The organism is Treponema vincentii, from assembly GCF_010365865.1.
GTDB lineage: Bacteria > Spirochaetota > Spirochaetia > Treponematales > Treponemataceae > Treponema.
In genome coordinates this window covers 839,267-862,342 of record NZ_CP048020.1, presented here as the reverse complement: position 1 = coordinate 862,342, position 23,076 = coordinate 839,267, and the positions used below count along the sequence as shown (strand labels likewise).

16 protein-coding genes are annotated in these 23,076 nt (G+C 46.9%); 9 read left to right on the top strand and 7 right to left on the bottom strand.

The window, feature by feature from the left end; genetic code table 11:
• Nucleotides 1–166 precede the first annotated feature (166 nt).
• Genes GWP43_RS03990 through GWP43_RS03975 form a run of 4 tightly spaced genes read left to right on the top strand, consistent with a single transcriptional unit; the run spans nt 167 to nt 4,940 of the window.
• Nucleotides 167–886 carry a tetratricopeptide repeat protein gene (locus GWP43_RS03990; RefSeq protein ID WP_162662886.1) on the top strand — a complete coding sequence of 240 codons (720 nt, stop codon included), beginning with the start codon at nt 167–169 and terminating at the stop codon, nt 884–886.
• A 52-nt stretch (nt 887–938) separates the two neighbouring features.
• Complete coding sequence (gene dprA / locus GWP43_RS03985; protein WP_162662885.1) at nt 939–1,892, top strand: DNA-processing protein DprA; 954 nt, start codon at nt 939–941, stop codon at nt 1,890–1,892.
• Nucleotides 1,893–4,022, top strand: coding sequence for a type I DNA topoisomerase (gene topA / locus GWP43_RS03980; protein WP_162662883.1), 2,130 nt, complete (start codon nt 1,893–1,895; stop codon nt 4,020–4,022).
• Nucleotides 4,023–4,025: 3 nt separating this feature from the next.
• Nucleotides 4,026–4,940 (top strand): tyrosine-type recombinase/integrase, encoded by a 915-nt coding sequence (locus GWP43_RS03975; RefSeq protein WP_162662881.1) that lies wholly within the window; start codon nt 4,026–4,028, stop codon nt 4,938–4,940.
• Between the two features lie 58 nt (nt 4,941–4,998).
• Here GWP43_RS03975 and GWP43_RS03970 read toward each other — a convergent pair whose 3' ends face one another.
• Together GWP43_RS03970 and GWP43_RS03965 are read right to left on the bottom strand one after the other, a co-directional pair.
• Nucleotides 4,999–5,553, bottom strand: coding sequence for an L-threonylcarbamoyladenylate synthase (locus tag GWP43_RS03970; RefSeq protein ID WP_162662879.1), 555 nt, complete (start codon nt 5,551–5,553; stop codon nt 4,999–5,001).
• A complete protein-coding gene (locus tag GWP43_RS03965; protein ID WP_230978017.1) occupies nt 5,528–5,905 on the bottom strand; it encodes a septum formation initiator family protein in 378 nt (125 codons plus the stop codon). The genes GWP43_RS03970 and GWP43_RS03965 overlap by 26 nt, the downstream gene beginning before the upstream one ends.
• Before the next feature lie 280 nt (nt 5,906–6,185).
• On the opposite strand from GWP43_RS03965, the gene GWP43_RS03960 reads away from it, so the two are divergent.
• From GWP43_RS03960 to GWP43_RS03940, 5 genes are all read left to right on the top strand, one after another.
• Nucleotides 6,186–8,429: a hypothetical protein gene (locus GWP43_RS03960; protein WP_162662874.1), complete on the top strand. Its 2,244-nt coding sequence runs from the start codon at nt 6,186–6,188 to the stop codon at nt 8,427–8,429.
• A gap of 56 nt (nt 8,430–8,485) precedes the next feature.
• Nucleotides 8,486–9,940: a 6-hydroxymethylpterin diphosphokinase MptE-like protein gene (locus GWP43_RS03955; protein WP_162662872.1), complete on the top strand. Its 1,455-nt coding sequence runs from the start codon at nt 8,486–8,488 to the stop codon at nt 9,938–9,940.
• The gene (locus GWP43_RS03950; protein WP_162662870.1) at nt 9,937–11,439 is read left to right on the top strand and encodes a motility associated factor glycosyltransferase family protein; all 1,503 of its coding nucleotides are present in this window, start codon (nt 9,937–9,939) and stop codon (nt 11,437–11,439) included. The genes GWP43_RS03955 and GWP43_RS03950 overlap by 4 nt, the downstream gene beginning before the upstream one ends.
• On the top strand, nt 11,436–13,082 hold the full coding sequence (locus GWP43_RS03945; RefSeq protein WP_162662868.1) for a GGDEF domain-containing protein: 1,647 nt from the start codon (nt 11,436–11,438) through the stop codon (nt 13,080–13,082). Before GWP43_RS03950 ends, GWP43_RS03945 begins: the two co-directional genes overlap by 4 nt.
• A 128-nt stretch (nt 13,083–13,210) precedes the next feature.
• Nucleotides 13,211–13,465: a hypothetical protein gene (locus GWP43_RS03940; RefSeq protein WP_162662866.1), complete on the top strand. Its 255-nt coding sequence runs from the start codon at nt 13,211–13,213 to the stop codon at nt 13,463–13,465.
• A 67-nt stretch (nt 13,466–13,532) separates the two neighbouring features.
• Here the strand turns inward: GWP43_RS03940 and GWP43_RS03935 are convergent, their stop codons facing one another.
• The 5 genes from GWP43_RS03935 to GWP43_RS03915 form a co-directional block, all read right to left on the bottom strand.
• Nucleotides 13,533–14,117, bottom strand: coding sequence for a hypothetical protein (locus GWP43_RS03935; RefSeq protein ID WP_162662864.1), 585 nt, complete (start codon nt 14,115–14,117; stop codon nt 13,533–13,535).
• Nucleotides 14,118–14,140: 23 nt separating this feature from the next.
• Nucleotides 14,141–16,843: a valine--tRNA ligase gene (locus tag GWP43_RS03930; protein WP_162662862.1), complete on the bottom strand. Its 2,703-nt coding sequence runs from the start codon at nt 16,841–16,843 to the stop codon at nt 14,141–14,143.
• Between the two features lie 164 nt (nt 16,844–17,007).
• Complete coding sequence (locus GWP43_RS03925) at nt 17,008–17,916, bottom strand: XdhC family protein (protein WP_162662860.1); 909 nt, start codon at nt 17,914–17,916, stop codon at nt 17,008–17,010.
• Between the two features lie 3 nt (nt 17,917–17,919).
• Nucleotides 17,920–21,576 (bottom strand): periplasmic flagellar collar protein FlcA, encoded by a 3,657-nt coding sequence (flcA, locus tag GWP43_RS03920; RefSeq protein ID WP_162662858.1) that lies wholly within the window; start codon nt 21,574–21,576, stop codon nt 17,920–17,922.
• Nucleotides 21,577–21,724: 148 nt separating this feature from the next.
• Nucleotides 21,725–23,038, bottom strand: coding sequence for a M18 family aminopeptidase (locus tag GWP43_RS03915; RefSeq protein WP_162662856.1), 1,314 nt, complete (start codon nt 23,036–23,038; stop codon nt 21,725–21,727).
• Nucleotides 23,039–23,076 lie beyond the last annotated feature (38 nt).

Below are 23,076 nucleotides of genomic sequence, written 5' to 3'. Positions count from 1 at the left end.
TTTTAGAAGATATCTCCAAGCGGAGCCAGATACCTTGCCGCAACGGTAATATTGACAATCAAACAAAGATATATAAGAATAGTTTACCAGAGATGAATCGCATTATTCATCAGCTGACGGCAAATTTTGACAAAGCTAAAATATCGCACAAAGATGGAAGGTTTACATGAAATCGAAGAAAGTTCCGTATATCGGGTTATTATGTTCCGTTCTTTTCCTTTGCGTTGCCTGTAAAGATAACGCCTTTATACGGCGGATGCAGGATATGGAGATGGGTGTCAAGAATCCCTCTTCTATAGAAGAATTACAATCGGCAATTCAAAAATATCAGGGGAAGGTGAATGATATCCTGACGATGGAACAGCGAATCGGCATTTGGTACAAAATTCTCGGCCGCCGGTACATGGATAAAAAGATGTACAAAAAAGCGCTGGAAGCCTTCCGCAGCGCATTGGAATATTTCCCCGAAAATCAGCATGTATTTTATCAAATCGGCGTATGTGCTGCCGTCATCGCAAAAAGTACCCTCGATTACCCGAATATGAGCCTTGACGAACGGCGGGCATATTTTGACTTGTCGGTTTCCGCCTATAAACGCGCCGTGGAGCTTGACCCCACCTATACGCGGGCGGTGTATGCACTGTCCGTTCTCTATGTCTTTGAATTGAATCGGCCGGAAGATGCCATCACGATTATGGAACCGGTAGCAGCCCGCGAAAAAAAACCGCTGGATTCCCTATTTATCCTTGGGCGCGCTTATTACATGACCGGTCAATATGAGAAAGCGATTGCCGCCTACGACCGTATTATCAAAACGAGCGGAAGCGCCGAACAGCGCGCCGATGCCGAACGAAACAAGGCCTTCGTAGAAAATGCCCGGCGCTAACGATCCGGCGGCTGTAAGGCAGTGAGCAAATAGTAGGCTTCTACGCATAATAATGAATACAAAAACCGATGCCGAACGGCGGAAACTCTACATTGCACTCTCGTACTGCTCTTTTCTAAAGGGGAGCGAACGCCTTTTACTTGCCCGCACGCTTGACACTTTGCAAGCACTTACAGTAAGTTCAATAGATACGCTCAGCCGGATGATACGACGGACACTCCGTACACGCAGTTATAAACCGGAACAGCTGCCGCAGGCGGTAGAAAAAGCCGAGGCGCTGATGAAGTATTGCCGAATCAACATGACGTTCTACGATGATTCCGACTTCCCTCCCCTGCTACGGGAAATTCCCGATGCGCCTTTTTTGCTGTACTACCGCGGCATCTTACCGCAAGCCGATACGCCTGCGGTGGCAATTGTCGGCACGCGCCGCCCGACGGGGAACGGTATTAAAGCGGCACTGCAGCTGGGTACCGAATGCGGGCACGCCGGTATCCCCGTTATTTCGGGGCTGGCACGAGGCATCGACACCTTTGCGCACAGGGGATCTTTAGAGGGCGGCGGCCTAACGACCGCAGTACTGGCATGCGGACTTGACCGGTTATATCCGCAGAGTAATGCACGGCTCGCAGGCCGGATACTCGAAACGGGCGGCTGCATCCTCAGCGAATATGCGCCCGGGGAACCGCCGTTCGCCTATCGCTTTCCGCAGCGTAACCGGATTATTTCAGGGTTAGCCCGCGCAACCGTTGTCGTCGAAGCGCCGGCAAAATCGGGAGCGCTCATTACTGCGGACTTTGCCCTCGAGCAAGGACGCGACGTATGCGTATATGCCGGATTACAGGATTCCGTGCAGAATACCGGCTGCAAAAAGCTCGCTGAGGACGGAGCAATTCCGGTTGAACATGCCGGCGACCTTTTACGCGAATGGGCAAACCCAACCTTGCAGTATTTGCAGAGAGACGGGCAGATACAACTACCTTTGTTTGAGAAAGGAGCACGATAAATGGCGAAAAAAACCGCGACAAAAACGAAAAAAACAAACTTGATTATCGTAGAATCGCCGGCAAAAGCAAAAACAATCGAAAAATACTTAGGCAGCGGCTATACGGTTAAGGCATCGATGGGGCACTTAATCGATTTACCGAAGTCCCGTATCGCAATTGATATAGAACACGGATTTCAACCCGAATATATCACCGTACGCGGCCGCGCAAAACTTTTGAAGGAACTGCAACAAGATGCAAAGAACGCCAAGCACGTCTTTCTCGCAAGTGATAATGACCGCGAAGGGGAAGCTATTGCCTATCATCTCTGCAATGCGATACGAGAAAAATGCGAAGAGGTTCCGATAAACCGCATCGTCTTTAACGAAATCACGCCGCAGGCAATTAAAACTGCGGTGCAAAATCCTATGGATATCGACGAAGCGAAAGTCAATGCGCAAAAAGCCCGCCGCGTCCTCGACCGACTTGTCGGCTATAACCTTTCTCCCCTGCTCTGGCAAAAAGTAAAGAACGGCCTTTCCGCAGGGCGGGTACAATCGGTTGCGCTGCGCCTCATCTGCGAACGGGAAGCGGAGGTAGAAAATTTTATCCCCGAAGAATTTTGGACGCTGGAAGGAGCCTTTAAAAAAGGAAAAACAGCCTTCGATGCCCAGCTCGCGTTATATAAAGGAGAAAAACCGACGCTTAAAAACGAGCGGGAAGTACAGGCTATCATCGATGTATTGAATGGAAAAGAAGCAACGGTTACCGATATCAAAAGTACCCAAAAGACCATCCATCCCAAACCTCCATTTACGACCTCTACAATGCAGCAAACGGCAGCGAATCGGCTCGGCTTTACCTCCCGTAAAACGATGCAGATTGCCCAACAGCTATACGAAGGTATCGCCGTCGGCTCAAGCCGCGTCGGTTTAATCACCTATATGCGTACCGACTCGGTGCGTATCTCCGATGTTGCCCTTGCGGAAGTGCGCAACTGGATCGGCGAGCAATATCCCGCTTTTTTACCGGAAAAACCCAATTTCTACAGCGTCGGAGCAAAAGCACAGGACGCCCACGAAGGTATCCGCCCCACGTATTGTACTTATACGCCCGACTATCTGAAAGACTACCTCAACCGCGACCAGTTGCGCCTCTATACACTTATCTGGGAGCGCTTTGTTGCAAGCCAGATGACCGGCGCAAAGACCGAAACGCTCAGCTATGAGATTTCCGCAGGAGATGCGGTCTTTAGAACGGCTTCTACCAAGGTAACGGACAAAGGATTCTACGCCGTGCTCAATCTGCTCCTTTCAAAAGAAGAAAAAGGCAAGGCGTTGCCGGCCTTAAAAACCGGCGATACCCTGACGGTAGACAGCCTGACTCCCGAACAGCACTTTACGCAGGGGCCCGCCCGCTATACCGACGCAAGTATCGTTAAGATGCTGGAACAAAAAGGCATCGGACGCCCCTCGACGTATGCACCGATTATTTCGGTACTGCTCGACCGCTACTACGTCAACCGCTCCAATAAGCAGCTTGTTCCTACCCAGCTCGGTAGAATAATCAATGATCTGCTAGTCGCAAACTTCAAAGATGTGATCGACGTCAATTTTACCGCCGGTATGGAACAAAAACTGGACGAAATAGAAGAACACAATGCCGACTGGTCAAAGATTATCGGCTCCTTTTATACCCCGTTTATCGCGCAGGTGGATTCGGTGATGGCGCATTTAGGCAGTTTGAAAGGCAGCCTCGATGAGCCGACAAACTTTACATGCGAAAAATGCGGCAAAAGAATGATGAAAAAGCTCGGCCGCTTCGGCTTTTTCTTGGCCTGCGAGGGTTTCCCCGAATGCCGCAATACCAAATCCATCCCATTGGCTAAATGCCCGCGTCCCGGCTGCGGCGGAGACATCGTATCCCGGCGGGCAAAAGGACGAGGCAAAGAATTTTTCGGTTGCACCAACTTTCCGAAGTGTAACTTTATCTCTCATTTTAAGCCTATCAACGCACTATGTCCCAAATGCGGCTGGTTCATGGTTGAAAAATACGATAAAAAGAACGGAAGCTATAAAGCCTGTGTAAACCCTGACTGCGATTACCTGCACAGCGTTGTCGAAGGCATCGAAGACCGGGATATCGACTAGCCGATGGATACGGTCTTTGAAGACTACCTCGCCTACAGCGCAGGGGTGCGGCATTTTTCGGAAAAAACCATTGAAGCCTACCGGAACGACCTCAAGCTTTTTTCTGATTGGCTTGCAGACAATGAGCTTGCCTTTACCGAGGTTACGAGAACACAGGTGCGCATCTTTGTTGCAGACCTCGGCAACCGGCATTTTGCACCGGCAAGCATTAACCGTACCCTCTCCTGCGTACGAGGGCTGTACCGCTATGCCCTGCAGAAAGGGCTCTGCACCACGAACCCCGCCGCGGTTGTCCGCAACCTCAAACAGCCGGACAAGTTGCCCCGCTTCCTCTTCCCCGACGAAGCGGAACGCTTCTGTGAATTTCCTAAAGAAGCGGGCATTTTATGGTACGCCCGCGATGCGGCGATCTTTTCATCGCTCTACTCTACCGGCTGCCGCGCGGCGGAGCTGCAAGGGCTCAAAATAACGGATTTAAAGGGAGATTGCAGCTGGGCAATCGTACAAGGAAAAGGAAGCAAAGAACGCAAGGTGTTCTTTGCGGACTTTGCCCGGGAAGCGGTACAGCAGTATTTGACGGAACGGGCGGAACTGATTGCCTACCTAAAAGAACAGGACGGCTTAAAAACTGCGGTTGCGGAAGACGCGCTTTTTTTAAACTGCCGCGGCGGCGCGCTTACAACGCAGGGCATCCGGTACATCATCAACCGGTACACCGCCCTTCTCCCGAACTATAAAAAACTGACGCCGCATGCCTTCCGGCACAGCTTTGCTTCGATGTTCATCACCCGCGGAGCGGACATACGAGTCGTACAGGAACTGTTGGGACACAGCAATATCACAACCACCCAACGGTACACCCACATCACGGCAGCCCAGCTCCAAGAGCTGTACCACAAAGCCCATCCGCACGGATAGATATAGCCTATTTATTCTGCGGGAAATACAGCAAAACAGTTTGATGCGATTATCCTTATTAATCAATAACGACAGAACCTTGGCGGAGCACGCGGGGAGTACCGGAACTTAAATCCACAAGAGTAGAAGGGAGTCCCTCAAGATTACCGGCATCGACAATTAACGAAACGGAATCTTCAAATTCGCAGCAAATAGCATCTATGTCGGTAAGGGGCGGCATTCCCGAACGGTTGACGCTTGTCGAATACACCGCATCCCCCGCCGCAGCGACGACACTCCGCAACCAATCATCTGCGGGACATCGAAAGGCTTGAGTCCCCTGCCCTTTCCCTTTTAATGGGACAATGAGCGTCAGCGGCGCAGGCCACAAGCTCAGAATATGTTCGGGAATTTTTATTTCGGTATAGCGGTAAATATCCGCCGGTTCGGCGATGAGGGCGATAAACGGTTTATCTTCCGATCTTCCTTTAATGCGGGCAATTGCTTCGGCAGTCTTGCCGATCAAACCGGAAAAACCGTAAATCGTATCTGTCGGGATAACCGCAATATTGCCACGCCTGAGTTCCGCGGCAACAACATCCATCGAATCAGGAGCTTTTTTTTGAATGCGCATTTTTTTTACTTCCAATCATCTCGCATATAATTACGATAATGCTCATGGAAACTGCAATCGTTTTGCATACAGTATCCGGCAAATAGCGAGGAGCCTCTATCAAATACACAACGCCGGCATCCTCGGTACGCTCCGCCGCCCCGGAAAAGTTCATCAATTTGATAAGCCGCTCATTTTTTTGAACATATCCTAATTCATGCGCGTACACGACGATGGTCTGAGGATCGGAGGACAAATTCGCGATACGGATATTCAGATCTTCTCCGATATCAGACAGAAGCTGCACATGCCGTACAAGAGCCTCGTGTTGTCGCTTCAGCTGCTGGCGTGCAAAAAAACCGCGTGCCCCCAAACAAATACTCAAAAAACTATAAAAAAACGCAAATACGAAGATCGGCGTAATAGCTTTCAAATAAAATTTCATACTCGATTTTAATAACGGCAAAATAAATATTTTCTTGAATTTTATTTGAAATAAGGTACAATAGAAAGTTGAAGACACCGACAAAATCGGTAGGGAAGTACCTGCAAATACTGAGTTTTTAGAAACTCTCGGCACGACTTCCACTCATGTTATATACAGGGTATGCCGATACATGATATAATGACGCCGCCCTTGTGGAGAAATTTTTATGGATAATTTTAACAAAACCGATGATTTATATGATCCTAATTTTTCTATAAACAGTAAAAGTACGGAAAAATTGGATATGTATGGTGTATGGCTTAAGAAAAAGAAAGATATTAATGAACCGCTCGATTCAGACGATTCTCAATTTACGAGCAATTCCGACATAGGCTCAGAGCAAGACAGCACGAATTTTGATGATGATTTCTCTTTTTCGGATATGGCTGCCGATACGGAAATACCCGAACTTGAAGAATTGGACGACACAAATACTTCAACTGAAATAGCACTGGAAACACCCGCTTCATCGCATACCGACAGTGATTCTCCCAATGTCGCGCTTGACGAAAACAGTTTTGAGTCGCTGGATGTTGATGATTTTTTCTCGGATGACATCCCCGCAGAAGAAACGCATCAAGAAAATTCCGACACATTTGTTGAAGAAGAGCCAATAGACCTTGCTTTTACCGAAATTACGGACGATACGGAAAAACATTCGAATAATGATGAACTACCGGCAGGACTCGAAAACTTCAGCGAAATTTCTCTTGACGATTTTGAAGACGCCGTTCCGGCTGAAAACTCCGGATCGGATGATGACTTTGAGGTAGTCGATGATTTTAACGATATTCTCAAAGATGATGCTTCTGAAAAGCAAGAATCCAAACACAATGAACAAAAAGAAGAGGCTGCTTTCGATATTGATGTTACGGCCGATGATGAAGCAGCTAAGGGACAGCCGCTTTCGGAACTGTCTCCACAAATTGTAGAAGATAATGCCGATATTTCGATTTTCGGCACGGAGACAAACAACGAATCATCCGATGCGGAGGACACAACCTTCTTTGACGATGTTGAAGCTGTTAAAGAGGATCTGCTTTCAACACGGCAAGCCGTCAAACCTGAAAAAGAACCGATAGAACCCGCTCTGGAAAAGGATTCAAAGGAAACCATGGACACAACAGCCGAACCATCCCGACACACTGCCCCTGAACAAGATAAAGCGACGGAACTGCTGATGCAAATTGCTCACGAAATCAGTGATCTGAAGGCAGAGTTGAATAGCTTAAAAGCTGGTATGACAGCTCAATCAAAAGTAATTTCCGAAATACCGGTAAAAGATACTGCCGCGCATACAGAAAACAAAGCTGCCGACACGGAAAGTTCTGGATTTTTCAGCGATGATGACACGGACGAAACGATTGCCCTCACTGGTGATGAGCTAAATAACATCCTTATTACTGCGGACTTTACCGAAGAACGGAACGCTGAAGATGGAGAGCGATCATCTACCGATGAAGGAACTCCCAAGGAAGCAACCGAAACCTATGAAGTGCCGCCTGTACTTACAAAAGATATTGATCCGGAGATTCAAGAAGAGCCTTCTGTCGATCACTCCTTTGAGGATAGTATAGCGGAGCCTTCTCCGGAAGAGACGAATAACGGTTATAAACCTGAGGTAGAAGGGGAAAAGCTTCTTGCCTCAGATCCTGTCTTTAATGTAGAACCCGCCCCCATTACATCGCTGCCCGAAGATCTTAGCTACCTTGACGATCAATCGGAAGTTACGGATGAAGATATGGAGCTTATTGACGGAGATGCGGAACATCATCAAGAAGCGGACAAGCTTGAAGATATCGAAGAAGCAGAGTCGGTAGATGACGAAAGCGACTTTGAAGATATAAATATAGAGGCCTTTGATATACCTTCGGAACAGGAGATTGAAGTTCCTTCGACAGAAATGGAATCGGTTAACAATGAGACGCAGTCTTCCGAAGAAATGGAAGGAGAGCGTACTATCCACGAGCTTCAAAATGATGAAGATTTCCCGAATCCGTTTGCAGACTCATCAAGTACCGCAGAAGCGGAGATGAAGGAAGAAATTATCGAAGAACCTTTTATCGAAGAAGCTCCTGCTATGAAATCGGAAGCCGAAAAAGCTAAATCTGAAGCCTCTGAAGATACGATCGAAGAATTAGACGCAATCGCTGAAGACGCGATTCCCGAACTTGAGCCGGAAAAAGAAAGCGTTCTCGAAGAACCGAAACAGGAAACATTGCTGCAAGCTGCAAGCAAAAAGCGGGAAACCATTTCTATCCCATTAGAACTGAAAAACGAGATTAAATCGGTTCTTTCCTATATGGATCAATTACTGGAAGCCTTACCCGAAAAAAAGATTGAAGAGTTTGCCAAATCTGAATATTTTGAAACTTATAAACATCTTTTCGAAGAATTAGGCATTTCCTGATAACAGAATCTTCCCAGTGCCGCTATGCGAGTTCTGCATAGCGGCCGACCGACCCCATGTCTCCTTTTCGCCTCCATTCAAAATATAACCCTAATAAAGAAGCTGAGCAGTTTGCTTCCACTATTGAAGGTGCTCCGTCGATTATCGTCATAACCGAACCGGGAGAGTCCTACCTTGCATCGGTACTGAAAGCAAAATTTCCATATGCAAAGCGTATCGCAGTACGATACAACGAAATAGCTTTTTCCGACTCCGATAACCTCTGGGATGCTGTCTGGCGGCCGGGGAACGGAAGCTTACCTTTTTTCTTACTATCACATATACCTGATGAAAAACTGGCAGGGACTCGTTTTATAAGCTGGAAAGCTGCCGACAAAGCTTTTCCCGATGCAGCGAATACAATCTGGAAAACTATCCGGAATACAATCGATATGCTGACGAGCATCATGCATACCCGTTCATTCTTTGGAAATAAGTGGCTTAAAAACACGATCTGTAACTTTATTAATCTTGAGCAACCTGCATCGTTGCAATTCGGAGCGCAGGATTTTATCTTAGCCGGAGCGGGGCCGAGCTTAGAACAGCTCACCGCAGTGCAGGCAACATCCTACTCTATCCTTGCCGTATCCTCGGCATGTGCTGCCCTAACAGCGCGGAATATACCGATAGACCTGTGCATCGGTACTGATGCCGGTTATTGGGCATTGTCTCACTTTACGCGATTGCCTCAAGGCGTTCCCGTTACTTTTCCACTCGAAGCAGCTGTTCCAACATCAATACTGGAGAACCATCTCTGTGTACCGCTTTCTTACAATTCTCCGCTGGAAACAGCTCTCTTTACAGCGACAAATATACAACCACTTGTTGCCCGTGAAAATGGCACAGTAACGGGAACGGCCTGCGAACTGTTGCTGCGGCATACAAATCGAAATATCATCCTCGCAGGCGTCGATTTGACAGCTGCAAAAGGCTTTATCCATGCACAGCCGCATGCAAGTATCACACGCTTGTTTGCCGAAACGAACAGAGTACATCCGCTTGCTGATGCACTCGCCGTACAAAACTTCGCGGCGCAATCACTTGAAACCTACCGACAATGGTTTTTGCAGCTACCGCCTGAATCCGCCCGGAGACTTTTTCGCACCGGTACGGGGGGGGCACCGCTGGCGAATATCAGACCCATAGACCTGCCAACCGGTATCTCCGATAACGTGCAAACAGAAGCACGACTTTCGGTAACCCCTTACCCCACGCTTTCCCGTCAGGAACGCACACAGATAGCCCTTGCCCTATTAAACATACTGCGTACTGAGGTGCCTGCATTAATCGCAACGGAACCGACGCGACTCGCAGAAGAGGCGGCAACGCTTGAAAAACAGATATGCGCCTTGTGCAACTATACCGCTTATTGTAACGTGGTAAAAAATCCTGTAGATAAAAAGGCACAAACAAACTTGGCGGAACAGGTAAGCCGCATACTCGGCGCACTCATTAAAAGGATAGAAACATGACAGTCTTAGAGATGAACCTCGCGACAATACGCCTTAAACAGCCGGAACTCGCAGAAAATCTCCAACGCTCTCATACAGGCACTGCCTATAAAGGTGTCGTACCGGCAAAGACAGGGGAGCCGGTGCCGCTCTTTGTATCGGGACAAGCGCTGCAATCTCTTTACAATCCTGTACGAGAGGCAGAACGCACCATTACCTCTGGAGCCGGTTTTATGCTTTTTTGCGGCTTGGGGAACGGCATCCACATCAAAATCTTTTTAAATAAATATCCTCAATCGTTTTGTGCAATTACGGAATCCGATTATGAGTCCTTCAAACAACTACTTTCGCTCATCGACTATACGGAGCTGTTCGCCGATAGCAGAGTATTTCTTTTGCCACCATGTACCGATGATACCTTTGAAATTGCACTTACAGCAGCCTATTTACCGGCTGTACACGGTACCTTCGGCTATCATATTCTAAGGACATGGAATGAATACTATAAAGCTCAGGTAAAAGATTTACCGGAGAAGATCGAGCATGCACTTGAAAAAATCAAAGCTGACTTTTCAGTTCAAGCACATTTTGGGAAAATCTGGCTGCGCAATACCTTTCTAAATTTACGCCTTGCGGGTTCTATCAAGCCGGCTTACCCACGTACTGATACCACTCGAACGGCACTCATATTAGGAGCAGGTCCAAGCTTGGAAGTCGGCTTATCGTTGCTGAAAAAAGAGCGGCGGCAGTACACCGTATTTTGTACCGATACGGCCTTCCCCACCGTATGCGCAAGCGGTATTACACCGGAATTCTTCATCGCGATTGATCCGCAGCATATCTCATATCAACACACTATCGGCGCCATATCTAAAGAAACAACAGGTATTTTCGACCTTTCGGCACAGACCACCGGCGCGCGCCGCTTTTACAAAAACGGTAATGCCTTCTTTTTTACGGCAGGCGGACATCCGCTTGTCCAAGCAGCCGCACTTTTTTCCCCTTTCCCGGCGCTTGCTACGAGTTCCGGCACCGTTGCCGTCGCAGCCTACCATGCGGCACAGGCACTCGGTTACCGGCATATCGAATGCAGCGGAATGGACTTTGCCTATACCGGCGGAAAAGCGTATAGCCGCGGCACCTATCTTTCAGCGCAATATGCCGGCATCGCGATGCGTATTTGCCCTCAAGAGCACTCGTTTGTCCGTCTCATGTTCCGTACCGAAACCTACAGCGAACAGACAGCACAAGGACTCAACTATCGGACAACACTTTTGGATTCTTACAGAGCAGCTTTTGAAGCGGAAAAACGTCATATCAGCTCTTGGAAACAGAGCGACTTTCAGCAATTCCCGTATACGGCATTCCTTGCATCCTTTACAAAAAGCTTGCGACAAAACGATCGGAATGCCGTAATGACTCTCCTTCCCGCGCTTGCATGGTGTAAAGCTCATAGAAAAGGAAATTTGACCGATATGGAACTTGTATTGGAATTCATTTCGGAGTATACTGATCTATGATGAAAAAAATACTGATGTCGGTCTATGCCGTATGCGCATTGCTTGTTATTATCGGAAGTTTACTATGGTTTGTTTTCACCCTTCACAGTGATTCTACCGCAGGAAAAACAGAAGCATTGAAGAACTTTAAGATGTTTGCTCAGCATACCGGCAGAATTTTGTCGGAATCCGCTCAGGAGCGTAACCCAACCCAACTACAAGTACAACTTGAACAGCTATGCCGTAACTACAGCAAGTATGTAAAAGCGGTTTTACTTAGAGATAGTACCGGTATCGTGTTTATCTGGCCGAAAAATACCGATATTTTTTCATATAATGAACAATATATGGTCGAAGTAAAAAACCTGCCGCTTTTTTTTACTGTAGCTCAAATACATATCCCTATTGAAAAAACGAGTAACACTATTACCGCCCATGCAGCACTCCAAATGCTTCCGCTTGAAACGGTCTTTAATCGCGGTCAAATAGTATTCTTTTTATTTCTGTTGATTGTACTGATGACTGCCTCGGTGCTGATCTTCTCATATATAAATCTAAAACCTTCCGAAAGGAAAACCGTGCTTGAAAGTGTTGCGCACACCTCTAAAACGGATACCACGGAATCCGATGCTGTTCAAGTTGACGAAATTCCCTCTACTGCAACGAGTGACGAGAAGACAATCAGACCGTTTGCAAAACCATTCACTGGAACAGAGACTTCAACTCTCCAACAAAGGGAAAATTTTGATCCACACAAGAGAATGCAAAATAACAGTGCCCAGCCGTCTCCGGAAAAAAATAACGGGAAACCGGTTGAAACGGCATCTTCCCTCCCGTTAAATGTTCAGCTTGAATCGCTCAACCGTCTCCATATCTATGATGATGAACGGTCCCAACAAAAACGCCCCGAATATCCGAAACACGCAGAAGACACACAGCTCGAACGCGGTGTGACGGAGGAACAAGAAGGCATCGATGCAGGACGATCGATATCTTCAAACACAGTTGAAGCGGATAATTCAAAAACGAGCGGTACTTCGGAATCGAATACCAAACAGAATTTCGGTGCAGAAAATTACGGATCCTTTGAAAATCACACACAAACACTGAAACCTATAACCGAATCACAGGAACATACAAAACAAGCATCCGTTACTACCTTTGAAAATGCACCGATTTCAGGTGAGGCATGCAGTGAAGACCATTCACTTGAACAAGCCACACTCATAGAAGAATTAACAACTGCGATTACCGAAACAGCCGTTGCCGAAGAGGACTTAACGCTTTTGCTTATTCATGCAACTGATATACCTCATAACCAGCAAATTATTCATCTACTACGCTCGACGCTTGATCGTATCCATAAGGTGTTTGCCTTTAATAAAGACATTCTCGGCGTCATCATCTTTTATGCACCGCTGGATCAGGCAATGCAAATTGCAAGCACCCTCTACGATGAAATCTATACAGTGTTGGATGATTCTACCAAAAAGTCACTCAGTATTGGGCTCACGACACGAGCAGGACGGCTAATTCCTGCTCCCCGCATGATCGAAGAAGCTTCGGCAGCAATCAGCAAGGCCACCGAAGAAGGCAGCGATCCTATTGTGGCTTTTAGAGTTAATCCGGATAAATACCGACGTTGCCTCGCACGACTAAGCTAAATTGCAATGCGCCCTGTTGACAGAGCTATATACTCTTATTATTATGCTTTTGCTGTTTACCGAACGGCGGTGCCTTCCCGCTAAGGCATTTTTATAAGATATTCTAAAAATACAATGGATGGTTCACTATGAGTAACAAGGTTTCTTTCTTTTTCGGAAATCATTTTTTATCGGCTGCTCCTTTCGATGACGGCGATGATTTCGATGACGACTTTGATGATGATTTCGGCAATGATGATTTTGACGATGATTTTAGCGATGACGACTTTGATGATGATTTCGATGATGATTTTGATGACGACTTCGATGATGATTTTGACGATGGCGATTTTGATGACGCCTATGACGATGATGACAGTTTTGAGGATGACTTCGACGAATAAATTACGAAAATAGGAAAAGGGGCTGCTGAAAAATGGCAGCTCCGTACACACTAATAGACCTTATCTCTTAAACAGATGCGGTATCTCTACGGTGTTGGTGAAGAAATTCAAAATCAGCAAGATATTGCAAGCGGGACTGTACAAGATATAGCAATTCGTTATACATATCAAAGTTCACTTCAAGCGCAATCGGGAATACATACACCTCCGTTTCATTACAATACCGTTTAATAAACTCAGGGTCGTTTACAAACCCTAAACTGATCATATTACTGATTCGATCGGCACATTTAAGAACCTTTGCACGCTGTGAACCATGCCTGATAATATGCTGTAGATATTCAGGCTTTGTCTGCCCCGGACGGCGGGTAACTTCCATAACCAATTCATAAACGGCAGAAGATTCCGAATCGATCGACAATAGTTCATTCACATTAAAATCAGGTACATCCTCCAATACGTCATGGACGATCGACGCCTTCAACAAAATACTGTCGATATAGCCGTAGTCGATAAGCGTAGCCATCGTATCGAGTTGATGGCGAAACATATTACCGCCGGCATGGCGCGCTTTACCCCGTAAACTGGTTGCCAAATGAATATAGGGCGCAAGATACATCCCTTTTAACAGTGCTACTTCATGTTGTTCCATCTTCTTATCCTTCCGAGGAATCTTTACACAAGATCACTCAAATACAGCGTAAATTTTTCAATCCGCCGTTCTGCCTCATGCAGCTTTTCTTTTTCTGCTTTGACAACCTCGGCCGGGGCATGAGCCGTAAAATTCACATTAGAAAGTTTTGCCGCTAAACGGGACACCGCCTGTTTTTCCTTTTCGAGTTCTTTCGTAAAGCGTGCAGCCAATTGACTGCGGTCTACCTCGGTTCCGGTAATGATAAAGGCTTCAAAGCCCGGCCCTACCGTTCCGATGGAATTTGCAGGTTTATCGGCGGGCGTCTCGATAAAGGCAATATCAGCGAGTCCCGCCAATAACTTAATTAAATCGATATTCTCAAACGCAGCCGCTGCGGGAGAACCTGCTTCGATATAGAGCGCAATATGCAGCTTGAGCTGAGGATCGATACCGCATTCCGCTCTGAGCGTGCGGATAAGCCGTACGATATTTTGTAGCGCAGTAAAGCGTGCGGAGGCTACCGTATCGATACGCTCTTCGCAATAGACGGGATAATCGGCGGTTATCAGCGCCTCTGCACGGTGTGAAGCTCCGGCGGCGCAGTGTTCGGGAAGTTTTCGGTAGATTTCTTCGGTAACGAAGGGAAGCACAGGATGCAGCAGCCGGAGCGATTCTTCCAAAACGGCAAGCAGTACCGAGGTTATCCGGTCCTTTTCCGCATCATCTCCGCTCTTATAGGAAAGCTTTGTCCCTTCGACATACCAGTCGCAAAAATTATTCCAGAAGAATTCATAAATGCCGTGCCCTACCTCGTTATAGCGGTACCCTTCAAAGGCTGCCCGCACGTTTTTAACCGTTTCGTTGAGGGTATGGTAAATCCATCGGTCAAGCTCGGTTAATTCAGAGGCGGAAACGGGAACAATGCGCCGCCCTTCGAGATTTCCTAAGATATAACGTGAAGCATTCCAGATTTTATTGGCAAAGCGGGAGCCGAGTTTAAAGGATTCGTTGTCGATAAGAATATCCTGCCCCTGCGTGCACATAAAGGTAAGCGTAAATTTAAGAGCGTCGGCGCCGTACTCGTCGATAATATTCAGCGGATCAATACCGTTACCGAGCGATTTGGACATCTTGCGTCCTTGTTTATCGCGCACTAAGTCATGCAGATAAACATCTCGGAATGGAACGGTACCGGTAAATTCAAGCCCCGCCATAATCATACGGGCAACCCAGAAGAAGATAATATCATGCGCGGTGATGACGGCGGATGTCGGGTAATAGCGCTGTAAATCCTCGGTTTTTTCAGGCCAGCCGAGCGTCGAGAACGGCCACAGCCAGCTGGAAAACCACGTGTCGAGCACATCGCTATCCTGCTTGAGGGCGGCGCTCTTACAGTGAGGGCATTCGGTTACATCTTTTACCGAAACGGTCATCTTACCGCAGTCTTGGCAATACCACACCGGTATCCGGTGCCCCCACCACAGCTGCCGCGAAATACACCAATCGCGAATGTTTTCCATCCAATGACTGTACGTATTCTCCCATTTTTGCGGATAGAACACGAGTTCGCCTTTTTTCCACGCGGCAAGCGCTTTATCTGCAAGCGGCTTCATTTTGACAAACCATTGCTCCGAAAGGTACGGCTCTACGACGCTGTGACAGCGGTAGCAGTGCCCTACGGCATGTTTAATATTTTCTTTCTCTTTAAATAAGCCCATTGCCTCCAAATCGGCGATAACCGCTTCACGGGCGGCTTTCACCGTCATGCCGCAGTATTTTTCGGGTACCGCCGCATTCAGCGTACCGTCGGGATTTAATATATTGATAACTTCGAGATTGTGCCGCTTGCCGACTTCCCAGTCGTTGGGGTCGTGAGCGGGGGTTATTTTTACAGCGCCCGTCCCGAATTCCTTATCGACATAGCTATCTGCAACAATCGGGATACAGCGGCCGGCCAGCGGAAGCACGAGTTTCTTCCCTACCAAATGAGTATAGCGGGGATCATCGGGGTGTACGGCAACGGCGGTATCGCCCAAAAGCGTTTCGGGACGGGTTGTCGCTATTTCGATATATTCCGACGCGGAGGGGGCACCGTTTTTATCCGCAAGGGGGTACAGGATATGGTACATCCCCCCCTTGGTCTCCTCATGGTCGACCTCATCATCCGCAAGCGCAGTACCGCAGGAAGGACACCAGTTAACCAGATAGTTGCCGCGATAGATAAGCCCGCGTTCATAGAGAGTAACGAATACGGTGCGGACGGCATGGGAAAGCCCTTCGTCCATCGTAAACCGTTCCCGAGACCAATCGACGGAAGCGCCGATTTTACGCAGCTGATTGGTGATAATCGAATGGTGCTTTTCTTTGACCTCCCACGTGCGTTTAAGAAAGGCTTCCCGCCCAAGGTCGTGCCGTGTTTTGCCTTCCGCCTTTAGCTGACGTTCAACCACATTTTGCGTTGCGATACCGGCATGGTCGGTACCGGGTATCCAGAGCGTTTCATCACCCTTCATGCGGTGGTAGCGGACAACGACATCCTGCAGCACATTGTTTAAGCCGTGCCCCATGTGGAGAACACCGGTTACATTAGGCGGAGGAATGGCTACGACATATTTACCGGTATTAGCGGTCTTTTTAACCGGCTTAAAGCGCCCCTGCTTTTCCCAATCCACATAGATTCTATCTTCAAAATCCTTAGGATTATATGCTTTTTCCAATTCAATCGTGTGCAATAGGTCTTCCATGCCCCCAGCCTCCAGCTCTGTTTTTCTATAATTTTCTATAATAAGTAGATATTTTAGTTATTTTTCGAGTATCGTTCAAGGGTACGGTTAATTGATAATGGATAATTTGTAATGGTTGATTCCAGTGGGTAATGGGTAATTTAACGTGTCATTTAATTACAATTCTATCCGTGTCGGGAGTCGGCATAGCCGCTGCGCAATAATGCAGGATTTCCGTGGTGTCTCACTGCGATAAGCTCGGCGGCGATGGAGACGGCAATTTCTTCCGGAGTTTCCGCTCTGATAGGCAGACCTATCGGCTTATAGATAGAATCGAGGTATTCCTTACTAAGACCTTCATCTGCAAGCATTTTTACCACCGCAGCATTTTTTTCAAATGAGCCGATCATGCCGATATAGGCAAGTTTTTTACCGTACAGATACCGCAGCACATCCGCATCGCAGCGATGCCCGCGGGTTACCGCAACACAGTACACATTTTTATGGAACTGTAGGACGGTATGAGACACCTGTAGGGATTCCTGCGGTTCAGTGCTACCGCAAGACGGCGAATTATCGCGCACTGCCTTATTATTTTGAATAGATGCACCCGTTTCTTTGAGAAAGAGTTGTTCCAGCGGACAACAGAGCCGCCGCGCTGTCGGAAACAAATCTTCCGTAATACAATCGGCACGGTCATCCCAGACGGTAACTCGAAATCCGATAAAAGCAGCAAGTTTTGCAAGCGCACGCCCAACGTGTCCGCCGCCGAAGATAAACAGTTCAGGATCATTCCCTATCTTTTCAAGATACACTTGGATAGAACCTCCGCACGCGAGACCTTCCTCTGCGGTAAGATTTTTCTTTATGATACAGGTAGCATCGTCCGTTTTCAGTATTTCACGTGCCTTTTTGATCACTTCATGTTCGGAAACACCGCCGCCTACCGTACCGCGGACAAGATCCGGAGTTACCCACATCGACGTCCCGGCTTCCCGCGGCGAAGATCCATGCGCTTCGATAATTGTGCATAATACGCCCGTAATACCGTTTGCCGTATCGGCTGTAACATACTTTAAAATCTCGGTATCCATAGGCTATTTATCCTCTTTTTGTTCCAGCGCTCTCTCGTTTTCAAGTATCATCGGTATATCGGTGTAAATCTCTGATTGATACGAACTCTTTGTATTCAGCATATTTTGGGTATTCAAATAGGCCAAGCCGACCGATTTTGCACGGATCATCGTCTGAGGATTTCTGGTTAAAGCATCCCACGCACGGGTAGATTCCGCATACAGTGCAAGCGCACGTCCGTTCTTCTGAGAGTCGCCCGTTCGCTCGGACAATCTACTCAGCGTCGCACCCAAATTATTAGCCGTATGCATGTAACGCTCAATAAACGCGGCATCGTCAGGCCGAGTATTGGACAAAGCTTGTTCTTTTCGTGCATGCTGTGCATTTAACAAGCCTAAGAGTTCTTCGTATGCAGCCAACGCAGCAAAATAGTCACCCCGTTTAAAAAACGCGTTTCCAAAGCCATACAGTAAATTCTTATCGTGTGCTTTTTCCGCATATGCATGGCTCATTGCTTCTATTGCCTGCCGATAATTCTCCTGTTGGTAATGTATATAGCCGATTCGGTAATTTACCGATGGCGTATTATACGATTCCTTTATCGCATTTTGATAACTGTCAAGCGCTGAGTCGAAATTATACGAAATAAAATAGTCGATATCACCGTAATCCGCATAGAGTCTACCAATAGCTTTGTTCGGTGGCAACGGTTTAAATGCAGTATATTCGCGATATATATTCAACGCATCGGCATAAAGAGTTTGAGCTTCAAGGTATTTTTTTTGATCTACTAACTGCTCTCCCAATAGACGCATCGCATCAATATAATTACCGATACGCCGTGCAGTCATTGGAGCAGCGGTTTTAAATAACTTAATCGATTCTGTTAAATTTTCTATTGCACCGTCCTGCTTATTATTGTAGATAAAAAAACGACCTAAATGATAATATGCTTCCGGCATCATTTTATCCGCCTGCACAGCTTTTTCCAACAACATACGAACATCATCAATTTTTGAGCGGAGCTTTTCCGAATCGAGTGGCTTGGGATTATACCGTTTCTCAAGCAAATACCCGCTTAACTCGGTAAGATTTTCCGCACCGATTTTTGTTATACGGGAAGAAAAATGATCTTTGAGATTCAACACTTCTGCCAGATTATCGGTACGGATAAAATAACGCATCATCCGCACAAGAAAGGTATCATTTTCACCATAGAGCTCAATCAACCGACTGTAAATCTTTACTGCATCGCTGTACTTTTCAGGATCTTCATCCGCCCAATTCATAAACACATCACCAAGGGCGAGCATTCCATCCTTATCGTTGACATGCTGATCAAGGACGCGTCGACGCAAAACAGCTTCGGCTTTTTCGTAATTACGCAGATCAGTACTCAACATGTCCGCATATTCCAATCCACCCTTTTTATCGTTATTAAAGTCGTAAATTAGGCGAAGATACATTTTTTCTGCAGCAGCAAATTGTTTTTTTGCTCTAAAGGCACGGGCATACGAGAAATACCATTTCCTCTTCCGCTTATATTCGCCTGCCCGATTGAATTTTTCTATTGCAGTTTCGTACTGGCCGTTCTCCAGATAGGAATATCCTGTCTTATAGAGGGATTCCGAGCGTACCGGTTTATAAATAAACTGCCATGATAAGACCGAAATACATAACACCAAAATAAGCGCAATGGCGGACATAACCGCGACAGGCAAGAATCGATGCACGAACCAGTATTTAAAGGTCTGCTTTTCTTTTTCGTAGTCTTCAACACTCTGCCGCTGAAATCCGCGTGGGATAGGAATCGATCTATTGGTTATCTTTTCGAGTTTATTGACAACTTTTTTAAGAGAATCTTTTTCCAATACAAGACGGATAAAGTTCATCTTATTTTCGGGACGGTCGTCACCGTTCGCAATATAGTCTTGAATAGCAAGCTGCACATTAAATGGGAAGGTTTCAAGCTTGCTTAAAAAACTGAAATAATCATCATCCGAGATTGTTAGAGCATCGCTGTTATCCGAAGAACCGGTACTCTTAGCGATAACAGAATCGAACATCTGCGAGTGGGCATCAGCCGAGAAATCTTTAAAGTTATCCGGAAGGTTGAATTGATCGTCAACTACTTCGGTTATGTTACTGTCGAGCGGATTTTCTTCCAAAGAAAACCCGTTTTGATCCCCACTATCTCCCTCCGGCTGACTAAAAAAGGTATCGGTTATATGCTCCGGCATACCGATACCATCAAACCCCGTATCTGTATGGGAAATCGGTTGAATCCCGATAGGTTCGGTGCTCGGAGCATCCATGCTAAATTCAAATAGAGAGGGATCCGATGTTTCAGTATTAGACGAGGCAGGATCATCTCTATTTTCGGAGAAGAGCGAAAGTTCATCCATATTGCTCAAGCTACCGGATTCCTCTGTATCACCGTCGCCCTCCGCTGCATTGGCAACAGCAGGGGTATTGGACGCGGCTGTTTCATCGGATATCGGGAATTGGACAGCCTCTTCATCATCGCCCATATCAGGGGCATCGAAATGGGAGACATCCTCCGTTTTATCCGAATCGGCGGAATCATCAGCATTGCTTGGAGTATCATCAGAAAGAGAATCGAGAGTCGACAAATCGATATCGGGAACAGTAATATCGGGAATGGTATGTTCTTCTTGGAACGTATCTTCATCTCCCGGAACTTCATCGTGTTCATCCAGCGTTTCCACATCTTCCGGAATCGTATCATCTGTTTTTGCGCGTTCATTCACTTTTATCGGTTCCGGGTCAAAATCAAAGGAAGAAAGCATATTGTCAAAATTAGACGAGTCGTCAGTGCCGGATAAGGCAGTATCGCCATGTGGCTCCTCAGGGAGTTCACCTGCTTCGGGTGCCTCCGGTACATCTCTCAAAATATCGTCATCAGATGATCCGAATTTATCAACATCGAGTTCGCTCAATTCTCCTAAACCGTCGAAAGGATCCGAGCCGGTCTTAAAATCGGTATCGTCAAAATCGGTATTAAAGTCAAAAGAGCTGTCGCCTTCATCCGGTGTTTGCTCCGAAGTTTCAAGATCAGCCGTATCGGAAACCTCGGCATCGTCTCCAGATATATTGTCAAAATTAAAAGAGGAGAGGAACGCATCCATGTCGGAGGTGTCAGGCATTCCTTCTTCGTCAACAGGATATGCATCGCCCGAAACGACTTCGGGCTCATCGGGCTTAGCGCTCAACCGACCGGATTGAGGCTGATCGGCAGTGGCTGCATCGTCTGTATGAATACTCTCGGCATTTTCTTGGGCAATTCCTGTGCCGGCTGCCTTATCCGCTCCGGAAGTTATAAAAGAATCGGTGTCACTATTACCGAGCTCGGTGGAGAAAGGGGTGTCCATCGATATATCGGGCGCATCTGTCACCGGCACCGTATCAAACATATCGGAGACAGGTTCCGTACGTTTTGATACGGGCTCAGTTTCTGAAGATTCAGCAACAGTACCTGCCACGTCGGCCGGTTTCTCAGTCGGCAGTAAAGCGTCAAGATCGATGTCGGGAACTTCCGCCGGATCCGGCAATGGAAGTTCATCATAGACCCGTTCGCCCCACCGAGCAGTTACTGCATCTTCGTGAGCAATATTTTTCAGGTCTTCTCTAAACTTTGTAATTTCATTTAAATTCGGCATAAGCGCGCACAAAAGCCCCTTTCTCTTGTAATTTCGGCATTTTTAACATACATCTTAAGGAAGCTCCGTATAGGGGATGTCTCAAAGCAGTTACAGCTACTTTTTCGGATACCTCCTTAGAAGCTCATTATAAATATGAGGAGCCTGATTACTCTTTATAATACTGATTAAACACTTGTGTAATGTATTCTTGATCCGCAACGCCGCCCAATTCGCGAATAGAATGCATCGATAAAATAGGATTGCCGACATCGACCGTTTTAATCATCAAATTCGTTGTCGTAATCGGCCCGATGGTCGTACCGCCTTTTATATCGGAGCGATTGACAAAGTTTTGGCAGGGGACACCGGCTCTTTTGCAAAGGTCTCTGAATATTCCTGCCGAAACGCCGTCGCTCGCGTAGCTCATCGATGCTGCAAGTTTTATAACCGGCCCGCCGTTTACAAGTGGAAAGTTAGTAATATCGTTTTTTTCGGGATAATTCGGATGGTAAGCATGCGCTTGATCGGCGGAAATCAGAAAAGAGCGACTCAACTGCTGTTGGAACAGTTCGAACCATTGCTCTCCTGCATCACACTGAGCAATCGTAATTCGCTTGAGCGTATCCGCAAAAAACGGACTTCCTGCTCCTTGCATGGTTTCCGATCCGACTTCTTCATTATCAAAGACACAGGCAGCTTTCACATAGTCTAACGGAGTATCTTGAGCAATGAGCGCATCGAGGGAAGCATAGGCCATACCGAGATTGTCGATTTTCCCCGTTGAAAAAAACTCATCGGAGTAACCGCAAAAACACCCCGGCTGCGTATCGTGCAGATAAAGATCAAAATCGAGAATCGTATCCGCAGATACGCCCAGCTGCTTTGCCAACAGCCTGACCAGATAGCCATCTTTTTCAAACTTTTTATTGATGATGCCGAGCAAGGGCAGCAAATCTTTTTGACGTTCGATTTTATATCCGTCGTTCACCTCACGGTTCATGTGGATCGCAAGATTCGGTATAATGAGCGGGGCTCCTTTAAACGAAACCAGCATATCCTTTGGTGCAAGAGGGTCGTCAGTTCGCACAACGACACGTCCCGCTGCAGAAAGCGGCCGGTCAAACCATGTCGAGAGGATCGCCCCGCCGTATACTTCGGTATTGAGCTTTAGGTAGTGATCCTGCACCGTTACTTCGGGATGCGGCTTTATGCGCAAGCAGGGAGAGTCGCTATGACTACCGACAAGCTTAAACCCGCGTGCTTTTTTCCCGCGGCTCATCTGCCATGCAATAAGAGCACTCCCGTTTGCAGTTACAAAGTATTTTCCTGCGGGCTTTAAATTGAAGGCATCCGAAAGATTAAGATGGGTAAAGCCGGCCTCTTCAAGTTTTGTACCGGCATTTTTAATAACATGATAAACCGACGGACTTTTATCGATAAACCGCATCAGTTCACGGGCATATTGTTTCTGCATCGCCATATCTATACTCCTTGAGTGGCTCATTATATTATCTTCTT

What these genes read in the sequence shown, in the direction of transcription:
- GWP43_RS03990 (WP_162662886.1), top strand. Translation starts at nt 167, where the DNA reads ATGAAATCGAAGAAAGTTCCGTATATCGGGTTATTATGTTCCGTTCTT.
- dprA (WP_162662885.1), top strand. Translation starts at nt 939, where the DNA reads ATGAATACAAAAACCGATGCCGAACGGCGGAAACTCTACATTGCACTC.
- topA (WP_162662883.1), top strand. Translation starts at nt 1,893, where the DNA reads ATGGCGAAAAAAACCGCGACAAAAACGAAAAAAACAAACTTGATTATC.
- GWP43_RS03975 (WP_162662881.1), top strand. Translation starts at nt 4,026, where the DNA reads ATGGATACGGTCTTTGAAGACTACCTCGCCTACAGCGCAGGGGTGCGG.
- GWP43_RS03970 (WP_162662879.1), bottom strand. Translation starts at nt 5,553, where the DNA reads ATGCGCATTCAAAAAAAAGCTCCTGATTCGATGGATGTTGTTGCCGCG.
- GWP43_RS03960 (WP_162662874.1), top strand. Translation starts at nt 6,186, where the DNA reads ATGGATAATTTTAACAAAACCGATGATTTATATGATCCTAATTTTTCT.
- GWP43_RS03955 (WP_162662872.1), top strand. Translation starts at nt 8,486, where the DNA reads ATGTCTCCTTTTCGCCTCCATTCAAAATATAACCCTAATAAAGAAGCT.
- GWP43_RS03950 (WP_162662870.1), top strand. Translation starts at nt 9,937, where the DNA reads ATGACAGTCTTAGAGATGAACCTCGCGACAATACGCCTTAAACAGCCG.
- GWP43_RS03945 (WP_162662868.1), top strand. Translation starts at nt 11,436, where the DNA reads ATGATGAAAAAAATACTGATGTCGGTCTATGCCGTATGCGCATTGCTT.
- GWP43_RS03940 (WP_162662866.1), top strand. Translation starts at nt 13,211, where the DNA reads ATGAGTAACAAGGTTTCTTTCTTTTTCGGAAATCATTTTTTATCGGCT.
- GWP43_RS03935 (WP_162662864.1), bottom strand. Translation starts at nt 14,117, where the DNA reads ATGGAACAACATGAAGTAGCACTGTTAAAAGGGATGTATCTTGCGCCC.
- GWP43_RS03930 (WP_162662862.1), bottom strand. Translation starts at nt 16,843, where the DNA reads ATGGAAGACCTATTGCACACGATTGAATTGGAAAAAGCATATAATCCT.
- GWP43_RS03925 (WP_162662860.1), bottom strand. Translation starts at nt 17,916, where the DNA reads ATGGATACCGAGATTTTAAAGTATGTTACAGCCGATACGGCAAACGGT.
- flcA (WP_162662858.1), bottom strand. Translation starts at nt 21,576, where the DNA reads ATGCCGAATTTAAATGAAATTACAAAGTTTAGAGAAGACCTGAAAAAT.
- GWP43_RS03915 (WP_162662856.1), bottom strand. Translation starts at nt 23,038, where the DNA reads ATGGCGATGCAGAAACAATATGCCCGTGAACTGATGCGGTTTATCGAT.